Origin of the sequence: Bacillus sp. MUM 13 (assembly GCF_001866725.1) — a bacterium.
GTDB lineage: Bacteria > Bacillota > Bacilli > Bacillales > DSM-1321 > Peribacillus.
In genome coordinates, this window is sequence record NZ_MLYQ01000040.1 from 57,221 (window position 1) to 72,873 (window position 15,653).

The 15,653-nt window shown below is 41.3% G+C and carries 18 protein-coding genes and 2 pseudogenes; all 20 read right to left on the bottom strand.

What is annotated here, in order from left to right; all coding sequences use genetic code 11:
* Window positions 1–14: 14 nt before the first annotated feature.
* The 20 genes and pseudogenes from BIV59_RS12190 to BIV59_RS12280 all read right to left on the bottom strand — a co-directional run bounded on the left by BIV59_RS12190 (window position 15) and on the right by BIV59_RS12280 (window position 15,616).
* A complete protein-coding gene (locus BIV59_RS12190) occupies window positions 15–566 on the bottom strand; it encodes a signal peptidase I (RefSeq protein ID WP_071351764.1) in 552 nt (183 codons plus the stop codon).
* A 20-nt stretch (window positions 567–586) separates the two neighbouring features.
* The gene (locus BIV59_RS12195; protein ID WP_071351765.1) at window positions 587–1,657 is read right to left on the bottom strand and encodes a hypothetical protein; all 1,071 of its coding nucleotides are present in this window, start codon (window positions 1,655–1,657) and stop codon (window positions 587–589) included.
* Between the two features lie 460 nt (window positions 1,658–2,117).
* The gene (hpf, locus tag BIV59_RS12200; protein WP_071351766.1) at window positions 2,118–2,681 is read right to left on the bottom strand and encodes a ribosome hibernation-promoting factor, HPF/YfiA family; all 564 of its coding nucleotides are present in this window, start codon (window positions 2,679–2,681) and stop codon (window positions 2,118–2,120) included.
* Between the two features lie 160 nt (window positions 2,682–2,841).
* Window positions 2,842–3,189 (bottom strand): flagellar protein FliT, encoded by a 348-nt coding sequence (gene fliT, locus BIV59_RS12205; RefSeq protein WP_071351767.1) that lies wholly within the window; start codon window positions 3,187–3,189, stop codon window positions 2,842–2,844.
* Window positions 3,189–3,590: a flagellar export chaperone FliS gene (fliS, locus tag BIV59_RS12210; protein WP_071351768.1), complete on the bottom strand. Its 402-nt coding sequence runs from the start codon at window positions 3,588–3,590 to the stop codon at window positions 3,189–3,191. The genes fliT and fliS overlap by 1 nt, the downstream gene beginning before the upstream one ends.
* Before the next feature lie 23 nt (window positions 3,591–3,613).
* Window positions 3,614–5,107, bottom strand: a complete 1,494-nt coding sequence (locus BIV59_RS12215) for a flagellar hook-associated protein 2 (protein ID WP_240501896.1) — start codon at window positions 5,105–5,107, stop codon at window positions 3,614–3,616.
* A gap of 13 nt (window positions 5,108–5,120) precedes the next feature.
* Entirely contained in the window at window positions 5,121–5,483 is a 363-nt protein-coding gene (gene flaG, locus BIV59_RS12220) for a flagellar protein FlaG (protein ID WP_071351769.1), read from the bottom strand.
* Between the two features lie 179 nt (window positions 5,484–5,662).
* Window positions 5,663–6,118 (bottom strand): annotated as a pseudogene (locus BIV59_RS24420) (flagellin); the annotation flags it as partial.
* Between the two features lie 600 nt (window positions 6,119–6,718).
* Window positions 6,719–7,075, bottom strand: a pseudogene (locus BIV59_RS24425) (flagellin N-terminal helical domain-containing protein); the annotation flags it as partial.
* Between the two features lie 142 nt (window positions 7,076–7,217).
* Entirely contained in the window at window positions 7,218–7,454 is a 237-nt protein-coding gene (csrA, locus tag BIV59_RS12230) for a carbon storage regulator CsrA (RefSeq protein WP_071351771.1), read from the bottom strand.
* Entirely contained in the window at window positions 7,454–7,903 is a 450-nt protein-coding gene (gene fliW / locus BIV59_RS12235; protein WP_071351772.1) for a flagellar assembly protein FliW, read from the bottom strand. The genes csrA and fliW overlap by 1 nt, the downstream gene beginning before the upstream one ends.
* A gap of 11 nt (window positions 7,904–7,914) precedes the next feature.
* Window positions 7,915–8,490, bottom strand: coding sequence for a DUF6470 family protein (locus BIV59_RS12240; protein ID WP_071351773.1), 576 nt, complete (start codon window positions 8,488–8,490; stop codon window positions 7,915–7,917).
* Between the two features lie 45 nt (window positions 8,491–8,535).
* The gene (flgL, locus tag BIV59_RS12245; RefSeq protein WP_071351774.1) at window positions 8,536–9,399 is read right to left on the bottom strand and encodes a flagellar hook-associated protein FlgL; all 864 of its coding nucleotides are present in this window, start codon (window positions 9,397–9,399) and stop codon (window positions 8,536–8,538) included.
* 14 nt (window positions 9,400–9,413) lie between these two features.
* Window positions 9,414–10,985, bottom strand: coding sequence for a flagellar hook-associated protein FlgK (flgK, locus tag BIV59_RS12250; RefSeq protein ID WP_071351775.1), 1,572 nt, complete (start codon window positions 10,983–10,985; stop codon window positions 9,414–9,416).
* Between the two features lie 75 nt (window positions 10,986–11,060).
* The gene (locus BIV59_RS12255; RefSeq protein WP_071351776.1) at window positions 11,061–11,552 is read right to left on the bottom strand and encodes a flagellar protein FlgN; all 492 of its coding nucleotides are present in this window, start codon (window positions 11,550–11,552) and stop codon (window positions 11,061–11,063) included.
* 64 nt (window positions 11,553–11,616) lie between these two features.
* Window positions 11,617–11,880: a flagellar biosynthesis anti-sigma factor FlgM gene (gene flgM / locus BIV59_RS12260; protein WP_071351777.1), complete on the bottom strand. Its 264-nt coding sequence runs from the start codon at window positions 11,878–11,880 to the stop codon at window positions 11,617–11,619.
* A gap of 247 nt (window positions 11,881–12,127) precedes the next feature.
* Window positions 12,128–12,532 carry a TIGR03826 family flagellar region protein gene (locus tag BIV59_RS12265; RefSeq protein ID WP_071351778.1) on the bottom strand — a complete coding sequence of 135 codons (405 nt, stop codon included), beginning with the start codon at window positions 12,530–12,532 and terminating at the stop codon, window positions 12,128–12,130.
* 74 nt (window positions 12,533–12,606) lie between these two features.
* Window positions 12,607–13,296: a ComF family protein gene (locus BIV59_RS12270; protein WP_071351779.1), complete on the bottom strand. Its 690-nt coding sequence runs from the start codon at window positions 13,294–13,296 to the stop codon at window positions 12,607–12,609.
* On the bottom strand, window positions 13,289–14,680 hold the full coding sequence (locus BIV59_RS12275) for an ATP-dependent helicase ComFA (protein WP_071351780.1): 1,392 nt from the start codon (window positions 14,678–14,680) through the stop codon (window positions 13,289–13,291). Before BIV59_RS12275 ends, BIV59_RS12270 begins: the two co-directional genes overlap by 8 nt.
* Before the next feature lie 93 nt (window positions 14,681–14,773).
* Window positions 14,774–15,616 carry a DegV family protein gene (locus BIV59_RS12280; protein WP_071351781.1) on the bottom strand — a complete coding sequence of 281 codons (843 nt, stop codon included), beginning with the start codon at window positions 15,614–15,616 and terminating at the stop codon, window positions 14,774–14,776.
* Window positions 15,617–15,653 lie beyond the last annotated feature (37 nt).

Below are 15,653 nucleotides of genomic sequence, written 5' to 3' on the forward strand. Positions count from 1 at the left end.
TAGCAAACTCCTAATCAGGAAATCTGCTCTTTCCGTTTATCGCTTGCATGATCATCGTTCCATATTTTCAGGAACTGCCACAAAAAGATCAATATTCCCGGTATGATTAATAAAAATAAAATACCTGTTTTCGTTTTTGAAAAAGCCAATGCTTCTCCAACATAAGGAATCATCAGCCCTTTGTACTGAAACAGGACATGATCTTCAGGAACAGGAATGGTATCCTCTATATTGTTGCTGTCCCCTTTTGTGATAAATACTCTTTTCCCATTTTCAGAGATGATTCTTTTAATTCGATGGGTGATGAGCATATCCGGCTGATCCACAGCACGATAGGTAATTACATCCTTCACTTTAAGAGCATCTGTATTCTCAAGCGGCTTGACAGCAATTACAGATCCTGTCTTTAATACAGGCTCCATGGAACCTGAAAGAACGGTGAGCATTTCGTATCCGAATAAGCTCGGGGCCTTGCCTGTAATTTTTGAAGAAACAGCTGTATACCCAAGGATAATCAGTATCCCAGCTAATAAAACAGTCAATGTGTTTCCGATAATTTTTTTCACATTTCCACTCCCTGCTGCTTTTAAGGGGCACTTTTATCAGTGCCAGCCGCTGAATCATCATTTCCTGGCTGTGCAGGAGAAGGTTCTGAGGTTCCTTTTGCAGAATCATCTTCTTTTCCCGGATCAGGATTTCCTTTGCTGGTATCACTGCTTCCAGCCGGCCCTTTTGATGCATCCTGCCCGCCATTGTCATTTCCCTGTTTAGGTTCTTGCCCACTATCGCCGCTCTCAGGCTTGTCACTTTTCTCTCCTTTTGAAGGGTTTTCTTCTTTTTGCTTCGCTTCTTCTTGTTTCTTCGCTTCTTCAGCCTGTTTTTTTGCTTCTTCTTCTTTTTTCTTTTTTTCTTCTTCCTTGATCCGTTCCTCTACACCAGCTGCGGCAGCTTGAGCACTAGATAATGTGGAATCCAGCCGCGCCAGTGTTTCATCTGCATCTGTATTTTCTTTATCTGCCTTTTTAAAGCCTGATTCTACATAGCTGTATACACGATTATAGAATTTCACTTTATTTCCGATTTTCTCAAGCAAATCTGAATCAACAGCAACAGATTCATCACCGTAATTTTTCCGGGAAGTAGCTTCACCTAGTAACGACTGAACCTGTTTAAGATTTTCTCCTGTCAGAGAATCACTGCTTTTTGCTTGTTCAAATATCGCCTTGCTTTCATCCTTTTCCTTTTGAGCCCGGTCATAATAATCCTGCAGCTGTATTACCACTTTTTCCAGCTCTTTTTTGGTGTTCTCTGCTGCCGAGTTCTTGGCAACTACTGAATCAACAAGAGAGTTTGCTCCTGCTGCCGTCTCCGAGGATGAAACCTTACCGGCAGTGCTTTCTGCCTCTGCAGCGTATGTATCCATTTTCTCCTTAAGCTCCGCGGCCTTTTCTGCCAGTTCCTTGATTGTTACCGGAAACACAAAGGCAGCCTGCACTCCCTGGCCCGTTTCCTGGACTTGGTCTGTCAGCAAAGCATATGTCGGGACAGACATATAGGGAATCATCGCCGCCAGCAGGACCGTTCCTGCATAAACCCTGTACCGCCTTTTCTTTTTATTCTTCAGATTCTGATGCGTTCTCACCCGGGATAGAACCAATATTCCACCGCCATCCATTCTTAATATCGCACTATTTTTTGTTCTTTATAAAGAATATATTATATGTTGAGTATATTACAAACAAACCAGTTTTAAAAGAGAAAATTCCTCGGATTTCTATTTATTATTTCTTTTCGTTCTTTATTGTGAATTTAATATATACGAAATTTAAATAATGAGCGGCGTAGAAAACAAAAAATGGCTACTTTTCACCTGTTTAGAATCTCCTAATCAAAAAAATTCCGTTTATTTACATTTTCTAAACGAAACTGCCTTAAAAATTTCCATATAAATGGATAATTGATTCAATTACGCCTTGATTAGAGCCAAATCCTCTTCCATTCGAGCCAGATTCGCAAGGATTCAATCTAAACTGAATTCTGATCCCTGGTACATAACAAACAACATAAAGAAGCCCTGCAGCAATGTGCAGGGCTTCTGGTATCTCTTATTTTATTTATCAGCTTGGCTCAATCAGTCCGTAGCGGCCATCTTTGCGGCGGTACACCACATTGGTTGTATTTGTTTCTGCATTTGTATAAACGAAGAAATTATGGCCGAGCATATTCATCTGAAGAATTGCTTCCTCGCTGTCCATCGGTTTTAAATCGAAGCGCTTGTTACGGACAACTTCAAGATCGCTTTCATCCTCTTCAACAGCCGGGACTGCTTCCGCTTCCTCCAGAGTAGTAGCGAACATTTCCTGTGTCGCGCCGCCTGGACCGCGGAATTTTCGGTTCACTTTCGTTTTATGTTTACGAATTTGACGTTCAAGTTTATCATTGATCAAATCAATAGCTGCATACATGTCGGGATTTTCTTCCTCAGCCCGCAATACCAGATTCGGCATCGGGATGGTCACTTCCACCTTTGAGGAATTCGTATTGTTCACTTTTAAATTCACCAGAACATTGGAATTCGGAGCGTCATTAAAATATCTCTCCAATTTCCCGACTTTCTTTTCAATGTACTCTCTAATTGCTGGAGTTACCTCAATGTTTTCACCGCGAACGTTATAATTCATAAAACGAGTCCTCCTTCAAAAAAATAAAGCTATAATTGTTATATTCTTCAATACCCTTTACAATTCCTTCACAAACGCATAATAAAAAATTGTCGAATTTTTGCCGGAATTGAAGAATGAACCCAAAATAAAAACCGCTTATCATAAGCGGTTTGATAGGTTATTTTCTTTTATCGTAGAACATCCCATCTGTTGAAAGAGATTGATAGGGATTCACATATTTACGGGAGGATTCCTTTTTAGCGCTAAGCTGCTTTAGGTCTTTTTGAATAACGGCTTTTTGCTCATTCAGCAGCTGAATCACCCTGGCATCCAGCACCTTCAGTTTTCTGCCCAGCTCTTGGTCAGCAGAGGAAAACGGCGGGGAAATATGCTTCATCACTTCATCCCGCTGATTCAGCAGCTCCTGGATTCCGGCAATTTTTTCATCCCGCTCGTGTGCTAGTGCCTCTTCTAACAAACCAATTAATTTAAGTGAAAGAGTATGATATGCAAACAATGCCTCCATTAGGCTTGTCCATTTTGACTAAATTGTTTTTGGCGGTTAAGCTGGACAACTTCCTTCCACGTATTGCGGAAATCCGTGACGAAGCCTTCCACTTCCTGGAGTATCGCTAAATCACTTTTTAAATTAGCCTCAATCAAACGGCGGTTCAAGTAATCATATAGGGACATCAAATCCTTTGATACCTCAACGTCCATATTGAGAGTCACCATTAGTTCCTGAATGATGTTTTGCGCTTTGATTAAATTCGTATTTTTCTCCTGAATATTGTTTTCTTCGATTGCTTTTTTGGCTAATGTGATAAATTTCAGACAGCCGTTATAAAGCATAAGTGTTAAATCTCCAGGTGATGCCGTTGTTACCGAGTTCTGCTGATACGCCTGATAGGGATTACCAAGAGCCATCGTTTACACTTCCTTTAGAAAAATCATTTGCTTAACATCTGCGTTAAATAACCGCTTTGTGAGTTAGCCTTTTGAATGGCTTGTTCCATGGTACTGAATTGATTATAATAACGGGTTTCTGTACTAGTCAGCTTATCTTGAAAGCTTGTAATTTGAGTGCCGATTGAGTTTAAGAGCTTGCCGATTGTAAAAGTAGTATTAACAGAAGATGTTTTTCCTGCTTTGCTCTCAATATCGGTCATTGTCCCTTTGATATCATCTCTTAAGCGGCGGGCAAGACCTTTATCCGCAGAAGTGGCACCATCTTTATTGAACAAATTATAAACGGCGTTAGGGTCTTTCGCTATCGCAGCACGCAGCTTATCTTCGTCAATTGTGAGCTTGCCGCCATCTAAATAATTGCTTGTTGTTGTAATGCCTATCGCACTCAGCTGGCTGAATGTTTGAGTACCCGGAACACTAGTATAAAGTGAAGACCTCATCTTATTAAGAGAACTGCTCAGCACAGAATCATTTCTCAGGGTACCGCTCTTCGCCTTATCTTCCCAAAGCTTGATTTCATCATCCTTCATGGACGTCCTTTGCTCCTGGGTCAGCGGCAGATAATCACGGTACTTGGGCTCATCTGTTTTGTCTTTGATCTTTTTGATTGTGTCATTATATTTGGTGACAAACTTTGTAATCGTATCAAGGATAGCATCTGTGTCTGGTGCCGATGAAAAAGTCACTGGAGTATTCACAGCTGTTTTTTGCTTCAATGTAATTTCCACACCATTGATTTGGAAAGTGTTGGAGGAACGGGTAGTTTGCAGTCCATTATAAACAATGGTGGCATTTTTTCCTTGTACTGAATTTCCCAAGCTGCTAGTTGCATTATCAAGATCCACGTTTAATGTATTTTTAAAAAATTCATCTCCGGTAAAAATAATTTCCTTGCCGCCAGATGCTTGCCCCGTATTTTTTGCAATAAAGGAAATTTGTTTTGTATTTTGGTCAAAAAAGGCTGTTACACCGGAGTTTGAATTAATTTGGGAAATAACGCTGTCCAATGTATCATCAGCTTTAATGGTATAAGAAAATGGCTTATCTTCTAATGTTCCATCTTTTGTAATTGCCTGAACGGTAATGGTTTTGCCTGCTAAAGCTGTCAGCTTTGCTGTGGAATCTGTGACGTTTGTTGCAGTTTTGCTAGTGATAGAGGCAGGTGACGCCAGCTCCTTCACTTCTATCTTTCCAGAAAAGTCACTGGTAGAATTAACATTTCTTACAGAAATCATATTAGAATCTGAAATCGTTACATTCTTTTTAATGAACGATGATTGTTTTCCCACTCCATTAAAAATGGTTGTATCCAAATCCAGCAGAGTACTATTCATATCCCGGTAATCGTCGCGCTGCCATTCCATCGTCTGTTTCTTTTGATTTAATTTATCAAGAGGCACACGCTCAGCAGTCATAAGCTGCTTTACCATCGAATCAATATCCATCCCGCTAGCCAATCCGCTTATACGTACCAAAAACCTTCACCGCCTATATCTTTTTATCTACCATAATCCCAACAAAATCCGTCATCGCCGCATAAAAATCAAGCAGCTTCTTAGAAGGAATCTCGCGGATCGTTTCTTGCGTTTTATCATCTATAACACTCACATAATATTCATTCAGTTTTTCATGAAGTTTAAACTTTAACGAAGTATGTGTAGGCTCAAGAAACTGATTTAAACTATCTACTACTTCTTCAACCTTTTCTTTCTTAACTGGACTATCGGCCTGATCTTTTATTTCAGGACTGACAGCAGTGTCATTTTCTTTTTGATTATAATTTGGAATTCCTTCTGTGTTAGCAGTTCTTAGCTGAGAGGATAGGTTATTTACCGAAAGACGATCAAGCATCACTTTCTCCTCCAAGATTAATAGCTTTACAGTTTATATCGGAGAAAAGCTATTAATATTTAGAATTAAAGTTTATAAAGATGAGTTTTGACTTATTCAAAATATAATTTAAAAAGAGATAAGAGCATAAAAAAGACCCTAGGATAATTCCTAGGGTCTTTTAAGCAACTAAGCGACTATTAACGAAGTAATTGAAGGACGCCTTGTGGCTGTTGGTTAGCTTGTGCAAGCATAGCTTGAGCAGCTTGAGAAAGAATAGAGTTCTTAGTTTGGTTCATCATTTCTTTCGCCATGTCTACGTCACGAATACGAGATTCAGCAGCAGTCAAGTTTTCAGAAGATGTTCCAAGGTTGTTGATTGTGTGCTCTAAACGGTTTTGGAATGCACCAAGTTTAGAACGTTCACTTGATACTTTTGTAATTGCATCATTAATTGATGTAATAGCACTTTCAGCACCTGCTTGAGAAGTTACATCAACATTTTTCACACCAAGACTAGTGGTGTCAATTTTGTTAACGTCAACTTTCATTGTTTGGTTTTCATTTGCACCAATATGCATTGATAAAGCATTATTTGTTGTTGTAATTGTAGAAGTAGTAGCTGCACCAGATAATGCAGTATTTACTGTCATTTTAAATTCAAAACCACCTGCATTTAACTTGCTAGAAGTAATCTTTTGGTTAGCAGTACTAGCAAATTCAGTTCCACTTGCAGAGTTTTCAACTTTAAAATCAGCAGCCGCACCATAAGTAGCATTTAGGTTAAAAGTCATTTTTCCTTCTTGTGCTGCCGCGTTAGTAGCAATAGTGAATTTTGTTGCTGTGCCGTCTGGAGCCGTACCTGTTAAAGCACCGCCTGCTGCACTATCCCATGAAGAAGCACTAGCTACTGATATTCCATCACTATTTTTTAATGTTACGTCAAATTTGCCAGCAGTTCCTGTTGATTTTAGCTCTAAGGTATAGTCGCCTAGCTCAAGACCACTTATGTCAGTAGTCGCAGCTTTGGTGAAGTTTGCAGCTGCTAATCCGGTTGTGTTAGTTTTAACGTCAACACCTAAAGTTGCTGGTGCACCTTGTGTAACAGTATAAGTATCTGCCTTTAAATCTGATTTAACAACCTCGACTGCTTTAATATTTACGTTGTTAGTACCCATAGTTGCACTATTACCAACACTACCATTTAATAGTTTCTTTGTATTAAACTCAGTATCCGTAGAAATACGATTTACTTCGTCTTTTAACTGAGAAATCTCCTTCTGCATTTCTTTACGGTCAGCATCAGTATTTGTATCATTGGATGATTGAACCGCTAATTCACGCATACGCTGTAGGATATCATGTGTTTCGTTTAATGCACCCTCAGCTGTTTGGATTAAAGAGATACCATCTTGAGCATTTTTAGAAGATTGGTCTAATCCACGAATTTGTCCACGCATTTTTTCAGAGATAGCTAGTCCAGCTGCGTCATCACCAGCACGGTTGATGCGAAGGCCAGAAGATAATTTCTCCATAGATTTAGATTGAGCATTTGTTGCAGAGTTTAATTTGTTGAACGTGTTTAAAGCTGCAAGATTGTGATTAATTTGCATTTTTATTTCCTCCTTGAGTTTTAGCCCACATCCATGTGGTTTAATATTAGGGAACAGCGATTAAGTCGGCCGCCTCTTCACTGCTCATCCTTACATAGATAATATCGTCTGTAATTAACAATTATTTAGCAAATAAGAGAATTTATTTGTTTTTTTTCTTAAAGTAGTCATTTAGGCTGCTTAATAGATTAGTCTTTGCATTCATGGCAGCGCTATTTTCCTGCTGGATGGATAAATAAATTTCTTTCCTGTGAATGTCAATGTCTTTTGGTGCTTGAATGCCAAGTTTAATCTGTTCTCCTTCAACAGCCACTACTGTAATTTCAATATCGTCACCTATCATGATTGATTCGCCCGTTTTTCTCGTTAAAACTAGCATTATAAGCCCACCTCATTGTTTCGTTCTGAGGAACTGATAATTTTATGTCTTGTTGTATATATGCTCCGATTTATAATATATTGCTTGCCTAGCTGACTTTTTGTATTAATGATAATGGGAGCCTGCAGATTGGCAGTCGTTTCATTAAAGGGCTCTCTAATAGTAAGAATGACAAAAACGGCAACCTGTTCATTTGAATGAATTTTCAGGTTCTCCATTACTTCATCTGCTAAATCGAATTCATACTCTTTAAAAAAAGAAAATGGATCAGCCATTATAAATGCAGTATTCTCGGAAGTGATTGATTGCAGCACGTAAAAGGGACTGTCTTCCAATGGCAGAATACAAAATTCCTTTTCCTCAAGAAATCCTGGTATGCCCGTTTCAAAGGTTAAAATATCGTCTTTTTTAATTTCTTGCTCTCCGTGAAACTTCGTTGTAATGTTCATTTTTTCACCCTTCACTCACTTTTCTTTGGGAATATGTTTATAAAATCTATATCAAGGCTGTTATTTCGCAAAATTTCCGGGGTTACTTTTCCTGGTGTATAATTGTGAATCGGCTTTCTAATCTCTGCATTTATGATAGGTTTTTGCTGTTCTACTTGAATGTTTACCTTACACGGCTCGTAGTTTAATTTGACACTTCCATAGGACGGAATCCAGCCAATATTGAATTGCTTTTCTGGTCTTTCACTATTTTGCCTCGCTTGAGTGGCGATTGGATTTCCGCCATTTTCAATTGCAGCTAATTCACGGCCCTGCTCTGCACGCCTCGCTAATCCGCTCAGCCAGTCCTGGTAGCCATTTTGTGCAAACTCTTCCACTCGTTTTGATAAATTTTTCAAATCCAGATCTTCTCTCGCTTTTGTCTGATCAATTGTCAATTGCCCTGGTGTAGTTTCCATCATGACAATGGCCTGAGGCTGCTCTATGGATTGTATCGCCTGAGGCTGTTCAATTTCCTGCTTTGGCTGCTCTATGTTTAATCCTAATTGTACAAATTGTGACTGCAATCTAATCTGAGGCAGCTGCATTGTCTTTCCTCCTTATAAAAAAAGCTATCTCATGAAAGATAGCTTTTACCTTAGAAAATCCATTAGTGACGGCTGAATGATTCTGGCACCAACACTGAGGGCTGCCTTTTGGACACTTTCCTGAGTGGTAAGATCCATAATGGCTTTTTCGATATCGATGTCTTCATTCTTAGAAAGAACCTGTGTAGCAAAGGTCTCCTGCTGGCTGAGACGGTCTTCCATCAGCTCCACCCTGTTTTGCCTTGCACCGACCTGGGCACGTACAGTAAGCACCTGATTAATTTTGTCATCAATGCCGCTCAGCATATTCCCAATGCTAGGATCATTATTTTCTAAACCTGCAATTAACTTGTTTATGCTGCCGTTAGGATCCTTTAAATCTCCAAAAAGAGCAGATCCATCGGTATTTACCTGCAGCTTAATGCCTGAAAACACTTCGAGCTCGATAGTTCCGCTGCCGTAATTCCCTGTATCAGAGGGACGGACATTCGTCTGCTGGCCGTTAAAAATATATTTATCGCCAATCTGTGTATCACCGATATTCACAAGCTGTTCTTTTAGCTGCTTCACTTCTTCATTAATGCTTTTTCTTTGATCAGCATCAAGGGTGCCATTGCTTGCCTGTACAGTCAATTCCCGAATCCGCTGAAGAACAGATGTTGCCTGGTCCAAAGCGCCGTCTGTACTGTCTACCCAGTTTTTCACTTCACCGATGTTTTGCGAAAACTGCTGCACCTGGTTTAAACCTTTTCGATAGTTCATGCCCATCATAACGGCAACAGGATTATCAGAAGGCTTGGAGAATTTTTTTTGAGTGGAAATCTGCTCCTGCAGTTTCCCCATCCGGTCATAGCTGTTGCTTAAGTTCCGCAGCATATTACTTGTAAGCATTGATTGTGTTACACGCATCTTACTTCACTCCTTTATCTTCCGCCTGTTCCCATGCCGTTGATTATTTTATCGAGCATTTCATCGACGATTGTAATATTTCTTGCAGAAGCATTGTATGCCTGCTGGAACTTGATCATATCTGTCATTTCTTCATCAAGTGAAACAGAGCTTACAGACTGCCTGTTTTTATCAACCGAATCCGCAAGCACCTGTGAGTTTGAGGCGTTCTTTTGAGCACTCTGGGAGTTGACACCAAGCTTGCCGATAAGTCCGGCGTAAAAAGAATCAAAACTCCCTGTTAAGCCATCCGGCAATGTATTGGCAGGAACTTTATAAAAAGTATAATCACTGAAGTTCACCTTTTTTAAATCAGCCAAAGCTTGGACATTTCCATTATCTCCAGAAGCTCCGCTATTTTTTCCTGCTGCAATATTAAGGGGATTATCTAATATATCCTTAGAAACACTGATCGACTTCGCTGCATTTCCAGCTGAAAAAGTGAAAAATCCCTTACCTGACATTGATGCAGCTCCAAGAGCGTATCCTTCGCTATGAATTTTGTTAAATTCATTTGCAAACGCCTCTGTCATTTTATTCAACTGACTCAGCATGTCAGGATATGTTCCCTTTACTTCTGTACCGCTAACATAGCCATAGCTCTCAATGGCTCCTGCAAGCTCACCGGAAAAGTTCATGTCGGTTACTTCTACAGTCCCAAATTGAATACTCTTTACTGCACCCTTAGGATCAGTGGTATTTTGATAATTAACAGTTAACCTATTCACAGCCTTCATTCCACTAGGATCCACAGGAATCAGTTCGACGGCTGGAGTATAAGGCTTTCCTTCTTTATTAATCAATTCTATGTTATACAAGCCTTCTGCAATAGGCTTTGCGTTTCCGTAATTAGCCGGCTTAACAGACGAAACCTTGATATTGATCATAGAAGAAAGCTGATCCACTAAAGCATCCCGCTGATCATAAAGATCATTTGGCAGATAGCCGTTCGGTTCGACAGATGCAATCTGGTGGTTGAGCTGGTCTATATTATCAATAATTGAATTGATGCTGTTTGTTTTTACATCAATTTGGTTCCCGATGTCAGTCTGTATGCTTGAGAGCGAATTGTAGTAATAATTAATAGTGTCAGCGACCATCTGTCCGTTTGCTGCCACAACATCACGTGCACCTGAGTTTTCAGGATTGCTCGATAGTGTCTGGAGTGAATTCCAGAACTTCTCCATTGTGCTTTGCAGTCCGCTGTCAGACGGTTCATTCATAATGCCTTCCATTTTAGAAAGAGAATCGCTTAGCATTCCATAGTAGCCGACTTTATTGCTTTCGCCGCGGTACTGGGTGTCCAGGAAGCTGTCACGAATCCGCTGCACGGATCCTGCCTGCACACCGGTTCCCATTTGGCCTGGAATTTGCGGGGCGTTCATCCCTACAGAAGGAAATGAAGTGGTTTGTGTGAAGTTTACCCGCTGTCTTGTGTATCCGGGGGTATTCGCATTGGAGATATTGTGGCCTAGCGTATATAGCGCGCTTTGCTGGGCTGTCATGCCTCTGCGTGCTGTTTCAAGTCCCATAAAAGTAGAAACCATGAGTGTTTGTCCTCCTAACTGTATGTAACGCGGTGCCTATTAAACCAGGAAGCAAACAGGCACATGTCTTTCTTCTTACGCTTTAGAATCAAACATCCCAGTTGATGCCTGACTATGTTTTTGCTGGACCGGCTTTTCATAATTGAAGTTCTGATTGCGCGGCCTCAGCATATCTAATGTTAAATTGACGAATTGGAGAGATTGATAGATGAGCTGCTGATTCAGATAGTTATGCTCCTTCAGCATGTGTGCTTCCTCAAGCAGCTGTGCTTTTAATGCTTCAAGCAGTGCTTTTTCTTTATCTGAAGAGATTTCTATCACATCTGAAATGGTCATTATATTGAGTTCTTGGCCCTTTTTCAGCAAATAGCCTTGAACGGCTCTTTCTCTTTCATTCTCTGTAAGTTCGATCGCTTTTATATGCTTTTGTTCATCCATCAGCAGCTGGCTGAGGGCGTCCATGTCGCCTTCTTTGATGATGTCTGTTTTTCTTTGCGCCAGGTTATTCAGGCTTTTATGAAGCTTGATTAATTTTTGGAGCGCTGTGATGATGTGTGCGGCAGACATTGTTTTCCCTCCCCTGCTGATGCGTTAATTTTCGGTCTGGTAAACGGACGGTTTTCCCGTCTCTTTATTTTTTAAAGTGATTTAGGATGCTTTTAGCGGTTTCTTGTGCATTTAACTTGTAGGTGCCATTTTGCACCTGAAGCTTCAATTCCTCTACCTTTGCCTGTCTTTGGGCAGGAATTTGCGAAGTCTGCTGCAGTTCTTTAGCCGTTGATGAAATTTCTACTTTATCAGAAAGCTTCACTGCCGGTTTTGTTTGGTCGATTTTATTTGCTTGGCGATTGTAAGGGTTTACCCCTGAAGCACCAAAAGTTTGATTAATTTTCATTACGTAACCCTCTCTTTCGGCCGATTTATATTTTCTCCCTAAAAGTATTATCGGACACCATTTAAAATTTTTTATCACCTTTTATAAATTTATTATTGACAAAATTTTTACCACGTTGTCGAAATAAGGTCTTTTATCCTGCAACACAGGGACCTTTGTCATAATATCTCTTTATCCTTCTATTTTACTTGAGTTTCACGAAAAAAGCCTGCAGATAGATATAGAAATATCTGCAAGCTCCCTGCATTCACTTTGTATAATACGTGGCTTTTTTTGAACGTTCTTCTATTTCGCGCTGGCGGTTTTCTTCTTTTTCAAGATTATGAATATCAGTACGAAGAGACTTTGAGCAGTCCCCGCAAAGCTTGCCTTCACGGATTGTTTTGCCGCACCTTTCACAGGGAATGCCAAGATTCGGAAACTGGGCAATCCGGAGTCTCCCGCTCTTAATAAACCGGATGATCAGCGTTTCTTCCACTTCAGTAGCTTCCACAACCTGATCCATCGTAGCCGTTCTGTTATCTCTTTTCCGGATAAATTGATACACTTTATCGAACTTTGCTTCTTCTTCTTTATAGCAGCTATCGCAAACTTCACGGAAATTATTTTTCACAAACAATGAATCACAATTTGGGCAATTGCTTAATTCCATCTCTATTCCCCTTTTCATATTCTCTGCCTTTTATATCGAACAGTTTTAAGGGAAAGTGAAGAAGTTTTTTAAAATTATCTGGCAAGCGTGAATGACTGTACCGAGCTTACCCCCGCCAGCCTCAATTCTTTGGCAGCATTCCTGATTGTCGAGCCTGTAGTATAAATATCATCCAGCAGCAATATATTTTTCCCAACGACAAAATCAGGACTTTTTACCTGAAAAATTTTCGCTATGATCATCCGTTCTTTTCTCGATTTTTTTGACTGTTTTTCACTGTGCATCCTTGCGAGAATATCAGTGCAGCTGAAACCCGCACATTTTGCGAGGGCTTCGGCCTGATTGAATCCCCGCTCAAACAATCGCTCACTGCTTAACGGGACAGGAACAAGCAGATCAAACTCCATTTTCTGCAAAACAGCATTTATATAAAAAGAAAAAGCAGAAGCAATCGCATAATCTCCCCGATATTTAAACTTCGCAATCGTTTCCTTTAAAAACTCATTATAGTGAAACAGAGATACATTTCGCTTCAGGATACCCCTCCATTCCGGATCCTGCTCCCACCTGATGCAGTCACTGCACATCTCACCCTCACGGAAATCATCATGGAGCACCCTTCCACAGATGCAGCATGTTTCACCCGTAAGCAGCTGCAGCAGATCCCTGCATGTTTTACAGACATTTTCTTCTTTGTTCAAAATTAGAACATTCCAAGTTAGAGGCTGCTTCATTTCACTGTCACACAACAGACAATTACTCATCAAGCAGCCCTCTTTCCTTCGCTTCAGAGTTCATGTGTGAAATGTGGTGAACCGCTGAAATCATGCTATTTGTTTTGCCGTAATGAAAAAAAGTAACATTGCCGCTGAAATGCTGTGAGCTCCTGCCGACCCGGCCTGCAATCTGGACTAGCGCACTTTCTGAAAACACCTCATGTTCTGCTCCAATTACAGCCACATCCAGCCTAGGAATCGTGACACCGCGCTCGAGAATGGTCGTTGTCAAAAGCCCGGGTACTTCCCCTTTGCGGAGTGCTGTCACCTTTTCCTTTCTCTCTGGATCCTGTGAATGCACCGAAATTAACCTTTCATGAAGATGCAGAAAAAGAGGAAGAACACGTTCCATCATGATAATGCTTGGGAAAAACAGCAGAATCGGTGTTTCTGCCTCAAGGCGTTTTTCCACCCAATTTTTGATAGTGGCTGGTATTACTTTTTTTGAAAATTGTTTAGGGTAATTGCCGCACCACTTCATCTCCGGCACAGGAATCGGTTTTCGGTGATAGCGTGCCGGAATGGTGACATGTGCGAGCTTGCCTGTTTTGGCTGAACTTTGCATCTTTTTTGAAGGTGTGGCGGTGAGGTAAATGGTTGAGGATTGAGCTTTTTTTGATTTGGCCGCAGCATACTGAAGGGAGGGATCCATCGAGTAGGGGAATGCGTCGACTTCATCGATAATGATGGTATCGAAGGCCTGTTGAAAACGGTATAGCTGATGGGTGGTCGAGACTGTGAGAGGGGCAAGCATATGCCGGTCTTCGCTGCCTCCATATAGGGCGGCCACATCAATACCAGGAAAGGCCTGCTTCAGCCGGGGAGCGAGCTCTAAAACGACATCTGTTCTCGGAGTGGCAATGCATACACGCTTTTCTAATTTCAATGCTGTTTCTATCCCCTGAAACAATACCTCAGTTTTTCCTGCACCGCACACTGCCCAAACCAGAATTTCTTCATTTCTGGTTACCGCTTCGGCAACTGCTTCAGAAGCTGTTTTTTGTCCCTGGGAAAGCGTGCCCTCCCATAACATAGGATGTTCCGGTACAGAGAAACTGTAATGATCGCCAGCCCAGCTGTACAAAAGCGAGCATTCGCTCACCCGCCCCATCATGATGCAGGAACGGCAATAGCTGCACATCTTTCCGCAGCGTTTGCAGGGAAAAGAATAAAACAGCCTCTGCTCGCGGCACCCGCACCTCCTGCAAACAAACCGGCCCTTTTCTTTTTCCACACCGGGAGTGCCTGAAATGTAACCCTGTTCCTGATGATACCCAATCGTTTCAAGCGGGAAGGGAATTTCTTCAGCAAGAAGCGAGCGGCCATATAAATGCTTTTGCAGCTCTTTTAATAAAGGAAAATCTCTTTTCATGTAACACCTCCAGGGAATCCATTCGGTGCCTATGATTAAAATTCCTGCCTAATAAAAACAAACAGTCCTAAAAGGACTGCTTGCACCAAAACCTTATACTTTGTACCAGCCCATCCCCATCGCGCCTTCTCCGATGTGGGTCCCGATGACCGGCCCGAAATAGGAAATGCCGAATTCAGCATTCGGGATTTCTGCCTGAAGCTCATCTCTCCATTGCTTCGCTTCTTCTTCGCACATGGCATGGATGATGACCGCTTTGTATTGCCCGCCATCCTTTGCGTCTTCGGCCAGCAGGTCCGAAATGCGCTTTAGTGCTCTTTTTCGGGTCCTGATTTTTTCAAAAGGCACAATCACCTTATTTACAAAATGAAGCAAAGGTTTAACCTGAAGCAAGCTTCCGATTAATGCCTGTGCACTGTTCAACCGTCCTCCCCGCTGGAGATGGCGGAGATCGTCAGCCATAAAGTACGCACGTGCCGATGATTTCATCTCCTCAAGCCGCCCCAGGATTTCCTGCGGGCTTTTGTTGTCCTTCGCCATTTGGGCTGCCTCAATAGCATAAAATCCCTGCACCATGCAGCTGATTTCTGTATCAAACGCATAAACATCAATGTTATCGACCATGTCCCCTGCTGCAATGGCCCCCTGATAGGTACCGCTGATGCCGCTCGACAGATGAATGCTGATTACAGCGTCATAGTCCTTCGCTAGCTCCTCGAATTTCTCCACAAACTTTCCTATCGGAGGCTGCGAAGTGGTCGGAAGTTTATCAGCCCTTTTAACTTCCTCGTAAAATTGCTCCGCCGTCAAATCCATCTCTTCCAGGTAAACCTCGTTCCCGAAAACAACCTGAAGCGGAACCATATGTATGTCAAGCTCATCACGCACATCTTTTGGTATATATGCAGTGCTATCCGTTACAACTGCCGTTTTCATAGAATAAAACCATCCCTTATAAAAAATAATGAGCTTC

Coding starts and splice junctions, on each gene's coding strand:
- hpf (WP_071351766.1), bottom strand. CDS start 2,681: ATGAATTATAACGTTCGCGGTGAAAACATTGAGGTAACTCCAGCAATT.
- fliT (WP_071351767.1), bottom strand. CDS start 3,189: ATGGAGGCATTGTTTGCATATCATACTCTTTCACTTAAATTAATTGGT.
- fliS (WP_071351768.1), bottom strand. CDS start 3,590: ATGGCTCTTGGTAATCCCTATCAGGCGTATCAGCAGAACTCGGTAACA.
- flaG (WP_071351769.1), bottom strand. CDS start 5,483: ATGCTTGATCGTCTTTCGGTAAATAACCTATCCTCTCAGCTAAGAACT.
- csrA (WP_071351771.1), bottom strand. CDS start 7,454: ATGCTAGTTTTAACGAGAAAAACGGGCGAATCAATCATGATAGGTGAC.
- fliW (WP_071351772.1), bottom strand. CDS start 7,903: ATGAACATTACAACGAAGTTTCACGGAGAGCAAGAAATTAAAAAAGAC.
- BIV59_RS12240 (WP_071351773.1), bottom strand. CDS start 8,490: ATGCAGCTGCCTCAGATTAGATTGCAGTCACAATTTGTACAATTAGGA.
- flgL (WP_071351774.1), bottom strand. CDS start 9,399: ATGCGTGTAACACAATCAATGCTTACAAGTAATATGCTGCGGAACTTA.
- flgK (WP_071351775.1), bottom strand. CDS start 10,985: ATGGTTTCTACTTTTATGGGACTTGAAACAGCACGCAGAGGCATGACA.
- BIV59_RS12255 (WP_071351776.1), bottom strand. CDS start 11,552: ATGTCTGCCGCACACATCATCACAGCGCTCCAAAAATTAATCAAGCTT.
- flgM (WP_071351777.1), bottom strand. CDS start 11,880: ATGAAAATTAATCAAACTTTTGGTGCTTCAGGGGTAAACCCTTACAAT.
- BIV59_RS12265 (WP_071351778.1), bottom strand. CDS start 12,532: ATGGAATTAAGCAATTGCCCAAATTGTGATTCATTGTTTGTGAAAAAT.
- BIV59_RS12270 (WP_071351779.1), bottom strand. CDS start 13,296: ATGAGTAATTGTCTGTTGTGTGACAGTGAAATGAAGCAGCCTCTAACT.
- BIV59_RS12275 (WP_071351780.1), bottom strand. CDS start 14,680: ATGAAAAGAGATTTTCCTTTATTAAAAGAGCTGCAAAAGCATTTATAT.
- BIV59_RS12280 (WP_071351781.1), bottom strand. CDS start 15,616: ATGAAAACGGCAGTTGTAACGGATAGCACTGCATATATACCAAAAGAT.